Origin of the sequence: Rheinheimera sp., from assembly GCF_020217005.1 — a bacterium.
Classification (GTDB): Bacteria; Pseudomonadota; Gammaproteobacteria; order Enterobacterales; family Alteromonadaceae; genus Pararheinheimera.
In genome coordinates this window covers 1-10,000 of the sequence record NZ_JAIWOI010000350.1, presented here as the reverse complement: position 1 = coordinate 10,000, position 10,000 = coordinate 1, and the positions used below count along the sequence as shown (strand labels likewise).

Annotated in this window: 9 protein-coding genes and 1 pseudogene; 1 reads left to right on the top strand and 9 read right to left on the bottom strand. The window is 46.9% G+C overall.

The genetic code is table 11. The annotated features are described in order from the left end of the window. The 3 genes and pseudogenes from folP to rlmE all read right to left on the bottom strand — a co-directional run. Window positions 1–99 (bottom strand): annotated as a pseudogene (gene folP, locus LDL40_RS17195) (dihydropteroate synthase); the annotation flags it as partial. A 105-nt stretch (window positions 100–204) separates the two neighbouring features. After that, window positions 205–2,115, bottom strand: coding sequence for an ATP-dependent zinc metalloprotease FtsH (ftsH, locus tag LDL40_RS17190; protein ID WP_300996681.1), 1,911 nt, complete (start codon window positions 2,113–2,115; stop codon window positions 205–207). A 68-nt stretch (window positions 2,116–2,183) separates the two neighbouring features. Then, on the bottom strand, window positions 2,184–2,813 hold the full coding sequence (gene rlmE / locus LDL40_RS17185) for a 23S rRNA (uridine(2552)-2'-O)-methyltransferase RlmE (protein WP_300996679.1): 630 nt from the start codon (window positions 2,811–2,813) through the stop codon (window positions 2,184–2,186). An 84-nt stretch (window positions 2,814–2,897) separates the two neighbouring features. Between rlmE and yhbY the strand changes: the two genes are divergently transcribed. Further along, window positions 2,898–3,194: a ribosome assembly RNA-binding protein YhbY gene (gene yhbY / locus LDL40_RS17180; RefSeq protein ID WP_008900389.1), complete on the top strand. Its 297-nt coding sequence runs from the start codon at window positions 2,898–2,900 to the stop codon at window positions 3,192–3,194. Here yhbY and LDL40_RS17175 read toward each other — a convergent pair. The 6 genes from LDL40_RS17175 to LDL40_RS17150 all read right to left on the bottom strand — a co-directional run. Then, window positions 3,191–3,601 (bottom strand): hypothetical protein, encoded by a 411-nt coding sequence (locus LDL40_RS17175; protein ID WP_300996678.1) that lies wholly within the window; start codon window positions 3,599–3,601, stop codon window positions 3,191–3,193. The genes yhbY and LDL40_RS17175 overlap by 4 nt on opposite strands. A 58-nt stretch (window positions 3,602–3,659) precedes the next feature. Next, window positions 3,660–4,136: a transcription elongation factor GreA gene (greA, locus tag LDL40_RS17170; protein WP_300996677.1), complete on the bottom strand. Its 477-nt coding sequence runs from the start codon at window positions 4,134–4,136 to the stop codon at window positions 3,660–3,662. Continuing rightward, a complete protein-coding gene (carB, locus tag LDL40_RS17165) occupies window positions 4,133–7,354 on the bottom strand; it encodes a carbamoyl-phosphate synthase large subunit (RefSeq protein WP_300996676.1) in 3,222 nt (1,073 codons plus the stop codon). The genes greA and carB overlap by 4 nt, the downstream gene beginning before the upstream one ends. 27 nt (window positions 7,355–7,381) lie before the next feature. Beyond that, complete coding sequence (gene carA / locus LDL40_RS17160; RefSeq protein WP_300996675.1) at window positions 7,382–8,512, bottom strand: glutamine-hydrolyzing carbamoyl-phosphate synthase small subunit; 1,131 nt, start codon at window positions 8,510–8,512, stop codon at window positions 7,382–7,384. 196 nt (window positions 8,513–8,708) lie between these two features. Beyond that, window positions 8,709–9,518 carry a 4-hydroxy-tetrahydrodipicolinate reductase gene (dapB, locus tag LDL40_RS17155; protein ID WP_300996674.1) on the bottom strand — a complete coding sequence of 270 codons (810 nt, stop codon included), beginning with the start codon at window positions 9,516–9,518 and terminating at the stop codon, window positions 8,709–8,711. 85 nt (window positions 9,519–9,603) lie between these two features. Then, window positions 9,604–10,000, bottom strand: a 397-nt coding sequence (locus tag LDL40_RS17150) for an iron-containing alcohol dehydrogenase (RefSeq protein WP_300996673.1), incomplete at its 5' end; no start/stop codon positions are given.

Below are 10,000 nucleotides of genomic sequence, written 5' to 3'. Positions count from 1 at the left end.
TCCACCATCAGAGAATGAATCTGGTGTGATATTTAAAATACCCATCACTTTTGGACGGGACAAATCCAATTGCCGCTGACGGGGTAATTGCAACAACATATAAAGACTCCTAAGACACTGAAAATTTGCGCCTGGGTTTCCGGTACACCCCAGATAATGCAAACCCCGGGAATTCCCGGGGTTTTTGTGGTCAGAACCGATGAGTTACAGAGGGTTATCTGCGGACGGCTCTGACGGACTCACAGCCTCAGCCGCTTTAGTGTCGTCATTGTTTGAGCCTTTGTTTTTGTCTTTAGGTTCCCAGTTCTCTGGCTGACGCACAGTGCGTCTGTTCATCAAATCTTCAATTTGCCTGGAATCGATAGTCTCATACAACATCAATGCATCTTTCATCGCATGCAAAATATCCATGTTTTCTTCAATCATGGTTTTTGCTCTGTTGTAGTTACGATCGATGATAGCCTTAATTTCGCTGTCGATAATACTCGCGGTTTCATCAGACATATTCTTGGCTTTACCCATGCTACGACCCAGGAATACTTCACCTTCTTCTTCGGCATAGAGCAGTGGACCTAACTTATCTGAGAACCCCCACTGAGTCACCATATTACGAGCGATGGAGGTAGCATATTTGATGTCCTGTGATGCTCCTGTTGATACCGCATCTCCACCGTAAATCAGCTCTTCAGCCAAACGACCGCCGTAGGCCACTGAAATCTTACTTTCCAGTTTACGACGACTGATACTGATCGCGTCAGCTTCTGGCAAGAAGAAAGTCACGCCTAATGCACGGCCACGTGGAATGATAGTGACCTTATGCACGGGGTCATGCTCAGGCACTAAACAACCTACAATAGCGTGCCCTGCTTCATGATAAGCCGTCATTTCTTTCTCAGCTTCAGACATCACCATAGAACGACGTTCTGCACCCATCATGATTTTGTCTTTGGCTTTTTCAAACTCTTCCATACCTACTACACGACTATTACCACGTGCAGCGAATAAAGCGGCTTCGTTTACCAGGTTAGCTAAATCCGCACCAGAGAAGCCTGGAGTGCCACGTGCAATCACGCTGGCTTTGACATCGTCGCCTAACGGAACTTTGCGCATATGAACTTTCAGGATTTGCTCGCGACCACGCACATCCGGTAAACCTACTACCACCTGACGGTCAAAACGGCCCGGTCTTAATAACGCAGCATCTAATACGTCTGGTCTGTTGGTGGCGGCGATAATGATGATGCCTTCGTTACCGTCAAAACCATCCATTTCCACCAGCATCTGGTTTAAGGTTTGTTCACGCTCATCATGACCACCGCCTAAACCTGCCCCCCGTTGACGGCCAACAGCGTCAATTTCATCGATAAAGATAATGCATGGAGCAGCTTTTTTGGCCTGTTCAAACATGTCACGTACGCGGCTAGCACCAACACCAACAAACATTTCAACGAAATCAGAACCTGAGATAGCGAAAAATGGCACTTTAGCTTCGCCGGCGATAGCCTTAGCTAGTAGCGTCTTACCTGTACCCGGTGGGCCTACCATTAAAATACCTTTTGGTATTTTACCGCCCAACTTCTGGAAACGTGACGGGTCCTTTAAATAATCAACCAGCTCACTGACTTCTTCTTTCGCTTCATCACAACCTGCGACATCAGCAAAAGTAGTTTTTATTTGATCTTCACCCATTAAACGAGCGCGGCTCTTACCAAAAGACATAGCGCCTTTGCCACCGCCGCCCTGCATCTGGCGCATAAAGAAAATCCAGACCCCTATAAGCAACAGCATTGGGAACCAGGAAATGAAAATCTGTCCCAGCATGCTTGGGCTTTCTGGTGCAGTTCCAGAAAAAGTGATGTCATTTTTGTACATGTCATCAATCAGCTTAGGATCGTAGCCAGTTGGGATCACAGTTTCAAAACGGTCGCCTGATCGTTTTATCCCAGTGATGACGCCATTCTGTTCCTTCACCTCACGGATCTGGCCCTGATTAGCTTCTTTCAGAAACTGGGTATAACTCATTTGCTTATCTGCTTTATCAGCAGGACCAAAACTATTAAATACCGACATCAATACAACGGCGATAACCAGCCATACGATGAGATTTTTTGCCATGTCACTCAAGGTGAGAACCTCTCAGTTACGAAAAACTATTAGATTACAATGAAACTACCGCTACTTTACTAGACTTTAAAGCCTGTCGCTACGATATATGTCTCACTGGATCGTGCCCGGGACGAGTCCGGTTTACGGATCCGTACTGTGATGAATACACTACGAACCTTCTGTACAAAGGCTTCGAAGCCTTCACCATGGAATACTTTGACCACAAAACTACCGTTTTTCTTCAACACGTTGTTACACATTTCCAGTGCCAGCTCAACCAGATACATACTTCTGGACTGATCCACAGTGCTGTTGCCACTCATATTCGGTGCCATATCAGACAGCACCACATCTACATTGCGGCCACCTATGCGTTCTAACAATGCATTTAATACAGCTTCCTCACGAAAATCACCCTGCAAAAAAGCCACGCCGGCTAATGGATCCATCGGCAAAATATCACAAGCCACCACACAGCCTGACTGACCTACCAATTCAGCAGCCCGCGCAGACCAACTACCGGGTGCGGACCCAAGATCTACGACTGTCATGCCAGTTTTGATCAGTTTATCTTTGTCCTGAATTTCATCCAGCTTAAAAGCAGCACGGGATCTTAAACCTAATTTCTGCGCTTTTTGCACAAAAGGGTCGCTTACATGCTCCTGTAACCAGCGAGACGAGCTGGCGGAGCGTTTTTTCTTTGTCATCTGAGTACTCTTAAATAGTCTTCATAGCAAGATGGCGGTACAATAGTGTAATTTCAAGCTTTCCAACACGGAAAATCTACACATATGAACCTTAGTAATAAACAAAAACAGTTTTTAAAAGCCAAAGCACATGAGTTAAAGCCTACTATTTTGCTGGGTGGCAATGGATTAACCGAAGGCGTAATGGCCGAAATTGATTTGGCTTTAGAGCATCACGAACTGATCAAAGTAAAAGTCCCAAGCATAGATCGTGAAGAAAAAGTCGCGATCATGGACGCAATAGTGCGCGAAGCTAAAGCACAAAAAGTGCAGGTCATTGGCCATATTCTGGTGATCTACCGCGCTGCGAAAGAGAAAAAGTTACATATTCCAAAAGGCTAATCTGCGCCTTTTAAGTAACCAGCGGCCTGCAAAAATAAGCGGGCCGATTCTTCATCTTCTGCAATATGTTTTGTCAGATAAGTGGGCTTTTCCACTTCGGTCGCTTTTAAATACTGCCAGGTGAGCATTTCATCCACAGGCAATAGCAACTCTACATGATGTAGATTCTGCGCAAATGCCCAGATTGAGTTCTGTTTTAGCAATTCAAGTGATTGGGCTGGACTGGCCTGCCACTGCCTGATGTCCAAAACTACCGCCCAAGGCTGATTCAGTATTGGTGCAACCATAGCACGGAAATCTCTGATGTACTCTTCAGTACCCAATACAGTAGATACACCAAAGACCCGCACCCAAAGCACCTGGTCGAGCAGTTGGAGTTGATAAGCTTTTGTTTGACCTCTTTGCATTTCACTGTATCCCGGAGATAAAGAAGGCGGCCAAGGCCGCCTTCTTCACCAGAGCAGGTTATAAATACTGCACTTGAGTGATTTCAAACTCCACCATTCCGGCCGGAGTATTGATAGTCACCACATCTTCTTCTTCTTTGCCAATTAAACCACGGGCTATAGGCGAATTCACCGAAATCCTGAAATTCTTAATATCAGCTTCATCGTCACCCACTATGCGGTAGGTCACTTCTTCGTCCGTATCCAGGTTCAGGATAGTCACAGTGGCACCAAAAATTACTTTGCCGTTATTTGGCAGTTTAGTGATATCGATGATCTGTGCATTGGATAATTTAGCTTCGATATCCTGAATGCGGCCTTCACAAAAACCCTGCTGTTCACGGGCTGCGTGATACTCCGCATTCTCTTTTAAATCACCATGCTCACGCGCCTCAGCTATAGCTTGAATAATAGCCGGGCGCCTCACTGTCTTCAGCTCATGCAGCTCATCGCGCAAGCGTTGAGCGCCTTCAACAGTCATAGGGATTTGACTCATCCGTTTACTCTCTTATGTAATTCCTGCACTGATGCAACAGTGGCAAAGGCATTAGCCGCATTCGCCTTACAGGTTGCAAAAGCCGCATTTAAAGTTGTGGTATAGTTGGCTTTATGTTGCAGCGCGCCACGACGTAACACTTTAGAGTCTTCAATGGCTTGACGGCCTTCTGTGGTGTTGACGATATAACTGTATTCACCGTTTTTGATGCGGTCCAGAATATGCGGACGGCCTTCAAATACTTTACTTACAGTGCGGCATGCAATGCCTGCGGCTTCGAGAGCTTTGGCAGTACCACCTGTGGCGTCGAGTTCAAAACCCAGCTCGACCATAGTTCTGGCTAATTCAACAACGCGCACTTTATCGCTGTCACGCACTGAAAGTAAAGCGCGGCCACCTGTTGGGATCACTGTACCAGCGCCTAACTCTGCTTTGGCAAAAGCTTCAGCAAAAGTATCACCTACACCCATCACTTCACCTGTTGAGCGCATTTCAGGTCCGAGAATAGGATCTACACCCGGGAATTTGTTAAAAGGGATCACCACTTCTTTCACTGAGAAATAAGGTGGAATAATCTCTTTGGTAATACCTTGTGATGCTAAAGATTGGCCAGCCATACAACGGGCACCTACTTTAGCCACGGCCATACCTGTAGCTTTAGAAACAAAAGGTACGGTACGGGCCGCTCGAGGATTCACTTCAATCAGATAAATTTCGTTATCTTTGACCGCAAACTGTGTGTTCATTAAACCTACTACACCCAGTTCCAGCGCCAGCTTTTTCACCTGCTCACGCATTCTGTCCTGCACATCGGCAGATAAGCTGTGTGGAGGCAAAGTACAGGCCGAGTCGCCAGAGTGCACACCGGCTTGCTCAATGTGTTCCATAATGCCGCCAATAATGACCTCTTTGCCATCACAGATAGCGTCGATATCCACTTCGATAGCGTCATCGAGGAAACGGTCCAACAGTACCGGTGAATCGTTCGATACGCTGACCGCTTCCGTCATGTAACGGCGCAGGTCCTGATCGTCATAGACAATTTCCATGGCGCGGCCACCTAATACATAAGATGGACGTACTACCATTGGGTAACCAATGGCCGGTGCTTTAGCAATAGCTTCTTCCAGACTGGTGACTGTAGCGTTTTGTGGCTGTTTTAAACCTAAACGTTCTACCGCCTGCTGGAAACGTTCACGGTCTTCAGCGCGGTCAATGGCATCGGGTGAAGTACCAATAATTGGCACTCCGTTCGCTTCTAATGCACGGGCTAATTTTAATGGGGTCTGGCCGCCGTACTGAACAATAACGCCTTTTGGCTGTTCTTTACGGACAATCTCCAGCACGTCTTCCAGCGTAATAGATTCAAAGTACAGACGATCGGAAGTGTCATAGTCTGTAGATACAGTTTCTGGGTTACAGTTGACCATAATGGTTTCGTAACCGTCTTCACGTAAGGCTAGTGCAGCGTGTACACAGCAATAGTCAAACTCGATCCCCTGACCTATACGGTTTGGACCACCACCTATAATCATGATCTTGTCACGGTTGCTTGGTGCTGCTTCACATTCTTCGTCGTAGGTGCTGTACATATAAGCTGTGTTTGATGAAAACTCAGCAGCACAGGTATCCACCCGCTTGTACACTGGGTGTAAACCGAAACTGTGACGTTTTTTACGTACTTCGCCTTCTGCCACACCTAACAAGTCGGCCAGACGTTTATCCGCAAAACCTTTGCGTTTTAATACTTTTAAGCGCTTTTCATCTAAACCGGCGAAACCAGCTGCCTGCACTGCAGCTTCTTCTTTCAGCAGATCTTCAATCTGGATCAGGAACCAGTGATCAATTTTGGTCAACGCATAGATTTCATCCATGCTCATGCCCATGCGGAACGCATCGGCTATATACCAAATACGGTGTGAGCCAGGTTCACGCAGTTCACGAATGATTTTCTCTTTGGCTTCCTGAGCCTGAATATCAATGATTGGGTCTAAACCACAAACACCAATTTCCAGACCACGTAAAGCTTTTTGCAGCGATTCTTGTTGGTTACGGCCAATCGCCATCACTTCACCTACAGACTTCATCTGAGTGGTTAAGCGGTCATTGGCACCAGCAAATTTTTCGAAGTTAAAACGTGGTACTTTAGTCACTACATAGTCGATGCTTGGTTCAAACGACGCAGGAGTTTTACCGCCAGTGATATCGTTGGCCAGTTCATCCAGTGTGTAACCACAAGCCAGTTTGGCAGCTACTTTAGCAATAGGGAAACCCGTAGCTTTAGAAGCTAAGGCTGAAGAACGTGATACGCGAGGGTTCATCTCGATGATGACCATACGGCCGTCTTCTGGGTTAATACCAAACTGCACGTTTGAACCGCCGGTTTCCACACCAATTTCACGCAACACCGCCAAAGAGGCGTTACGCATGATTTGGTATTCTTTATCCGTTAAGGTCTGAGCCGGGGCAACAGTGATTGAGTCACCTGTATGCACACCCATTGGGTCGAAGTTTTCGATAGAACAGACGATGATGCAGTTGTCGTTTTTGTCACGCACCACTTCCATCTCGTATTCTTTCCAACCGATCAGAGACTCATCAATCAGCAGCTCTTTGGTTGGCGACAGATCCAGACCACGGGTACAGATTTCTTCAAATTCTTCGCGGTTGTAAGCAATACCGCCACCAGAACCACCCATAGTGAATGACGGACGAATGATGCATGGAAAACCAATTTTTTCCAGCACTTCGTAGGCTTCTTCCATCGAATGAGCCAGACCTGCGCGTGGGCAAGCCAGGCCAATGGAACGCATGGCTTTGTCAAAACGGCTGCGGTCCTCTGCTTTATCGATGGCATCAGCGGTCGCGCCAATCATTTCAACATTGTATTTTGCCAGCACACCATGACGCTCTAAATCCAGCGCACAGTTTAATGCGGTTTGACCACCCATGGTCGGTAACACCGCACAAGGACGTTCTTTTTCGATGATTTTTTCCACCACTTGCCAGTGGATTGGCTCGATGTAAGTCGCATCGGCCATTTCCGGGTCAGTCATAATAGTGGCAGGGTTAGAGTTCACCAGAATGACACGGTAACCCTCTTCTTTTAATGCTTTACAGGCTTGAGCCCCTGAATAATCGAACTCACAGGCCTGACCAATCACAATAGGACCGGCGCCGAGGATAAGAATACTTTTAAGATCGGTACGTTTTGGCATAGCTATTCTCTGTCTCTCTTATCTCAATTAAGCCTGACGCTGTTGCATCAATTCGATAAAGTGGTCAAACAATTCACTGGCTTCGTGTGGACCAGGGCTGGCTTCAGGGTGGCCCTGGAAGCTGAACGCTGGTTTGTCAGTGCGGTGAATGCCCTGCAAAGTACCGTCAAACAATGATTTGTGAGTAGCGCGTAAATTGGCAGGTAAGGTGGCCTCTTCTACAGCAAAACCATGGTTCTGCGCTGTAATAAGCACTTTGTTAGTATCCAGATTTTTCACCGGATGGTTACCACCATGGTGACCCACTGTCATTTTGATGGTCTTGGCACCACTAGCCAACGCCAGTAGCTGGTGACCTAAACAGATACCAAAAACAGGGATATCAGTAGTCAGGAAAGTCTCAATAGCTTTAATAGCGTAATCACAAGGCGCCGGATCACCAGGGCCATTGGATAAGAAAATACCATCAGGGTTTAGCGCTAACACCTGTTCAGCAGGAGTTTGAGCCGGAACTACAGTTAAACGACAACCACGGTCGGCCAACATACGCAAAATATTACGTTTCACACCAAAATCGTAGGCAACCACATGAAAGGCTGAATTATCTGGTTTCGCAAAACCCTGACCTAAAGACCAGCTGCCTTCAGTCCATTGGTAGGACTCTTTTACCGAAACTTCTTTGGCTAAATCCATACCAGATAAACCAGGGAAAGCACGGGCCAGTTCTAAGGCTTTGTTTTCATCTAAGTCATCACCGGCCATCAAACAGCCGTTTTGTGCACCTTTTTCGCGCAGAATACGGGTGAGCTTACGGGTATCGATGTCGGCTATGCCTAGAATATTACGGGAACTGAGATATTGACTAAGGGAGGCTTGGTTACGGAAATTACTGGCTAATAAAGGAAGGTCACGGATAACAAGGCCTTTAGCCCAGATTTTATCGGATTCCTCATCCTCATCGTTTGTGCCGGTATTTCCAATATGAGGATATGTCAGAGTGACGATTTGTTCAGCATAGGAAGGATCCGTAAGGATTTCCTGATACCCGGTCATCGAGGTATTAAAAACCACCTCTCCAACAGAAATACCTTCAGCGCCAATGGCTGTACCGCGAAATACGGTGCCGTCTTCCAGTACGAGCAGGGCGGACTTAGTCAAAATAACCTCCAAACAGCAGAAAACGGGGGAAAAACATCATAGTTCACCACCCGTTTTGACCCAGAATTTTTGAATCCATGTTTGCTTGGGCAAACCTGACTATTCTAGGCGATTTGAGCTATTTGGTCTAACTCTTTTTTGATATTTTATAAAAATGACCCTTTGATCGCATTTTTATAACATATTGCTCAAAAAGTTAAGCTAAGTCGGCTAAACCCAGCACTTGTTGCATAGAATAAAGTCCTGGCTGTTTATTTTGCAACCAAAGCGCGGCGCGCCATGCGCCTTGTGCAAAAGTACTGCGGCTGGATGCTTTGTGGGTAATTTCCAACCGTTCCCCCAAATCAGCAAAGAGTGCGGTGTGATCACCTATAATGTCACCACCTCTGACGGTGGCAAAGCCAATAGTCTTGTGATCACGCTCACCTGTGATGCCTTCCCGGCCATACACTGCAACTTCTGCAAGGTTGCGATCCAAGGCTTTGGCAATTTGATGACCTATAGCCATGGCTGTACCTGATGGAGAATCTTTTTTGAATCTGTGGTGTGCTTCAATAATTTCAATATCAGCCGTCTGGCCCATCACCTTGGCAGCGGTTTGTACCAGATGCAGTAATAAGTTCACACCTACACTCATATTAGGTGCCCAGACGATGGGAATATGTTTGGCCGCCTGTTGTACTGCGGCATATTGCTGATCAGTTAACCCTGTCACACCGATCACCATTGCCTTTTTTGCCTGCACCGCCAAATCCAAATGCACAAGCATAGCTTCTGGCATAGTGAAATCAATCCAGATATCAGCAGAAGTCAAAGCAGCAGCGGAAGTTTCAATAAAAGGCAGATCCAGTCTGCCACACCCAGCCAGCTCACCTGCATCCATGCCGGTTAAATCGGAACCAGCTCGCACAGTAGCGGCAGTAATAGGCAATTGGTGCTCTTTCGCTACACTGACCAAAGCTCTGCCCATACGGCCATTGGCACCTAAAATACCTACTGTACTCATCTGTTCTTCCTGCGTGGCTGTTTTGATTCGGGCGCTATTAAACGGCAGTCTGGATGGATATGCAACCCCAAACTGCCCTGCTCTTTTAAACCGCTGCGGTAAATATAGCCCGGCTAACACTGTAGTCGATATCGCCGTGCTCACCCAGCTTGTCCATGCCCTGACTCATCACTTTGGCCATCAGCTCATCCACTGAAGAGGCTGGTAAACCATAAGCGGTGAGACGGGTTGGTACACCCATTTGCTCAAAAAAGGCTCTGGTATGACTTATGGCTTCATCAATCTGACGCTCAGGGTCCTGCTGCTGTAAACCCCAGACTCTACTGGCGTACTGTAATAACTTTTCACGCTTGGTTGCACGTTGTTGCTGCATTAAGGCCGGCAGCACTATGGCCAAAGTTTGAGCATGATCTAAGCCATATAAAGCAGTTAGCTGATGACCTAAGCCGTGAGTCGCCCAGTCCTGCGGCACTCCAACACCA

Excerpts from the sequence above, each read along its gene's own strand:
- ftsH (WP_300996681.1), bottom strand. The coding sequence starts at position 2,115 with ATGGCAAAAAATCTCATCGTATGGCTGGTTATCGCCGTTGTATTGATG.
- rlmE (WP_300996679.1), bottom strand. The coding sequence starts at position 2,813 with ATGACAAAGAAAAAACGCTCCGCCAGCTCGTCTCGCTGGTTACAGGAG.
- yhbY (WP_008900389.1), top strand. The coding sequence starts at position 2,898 with ATGAACCTTAGTAATAAACAAAAACAGTTTTTAAAAGCCAAAGCACAT.
- LDL40_RS17175 (WP_300996678.1), bottom strand. The coding sequence starts at position 3,601 with ATGCAAAGAGGTCAAACAAAAGCTTATCAACTCCAACTGCTCGACCAG.
- greA (WP_300996677.1), bottom strand. The coding sequence starts at position 4,136 with ATGAGTCAAATCCCTATGACTGTTGAAGGCGCTCAACGCTTGCGCGAT.
- carB (WP_300996676.1), bottom strand. The coding sequence starts at position 7,354 with ATGCCAAAACGTACCGATCTTAAAAGTATTCTTATCCTCGGCGCCGGT.
- dapB (WP_300996674.1), bottom strand. The coding sequence starts at position 9,518 with ATGAGTACAGTAGGTATTTTAGGTGCCAATGGCCGTATGGGCAGAGCT.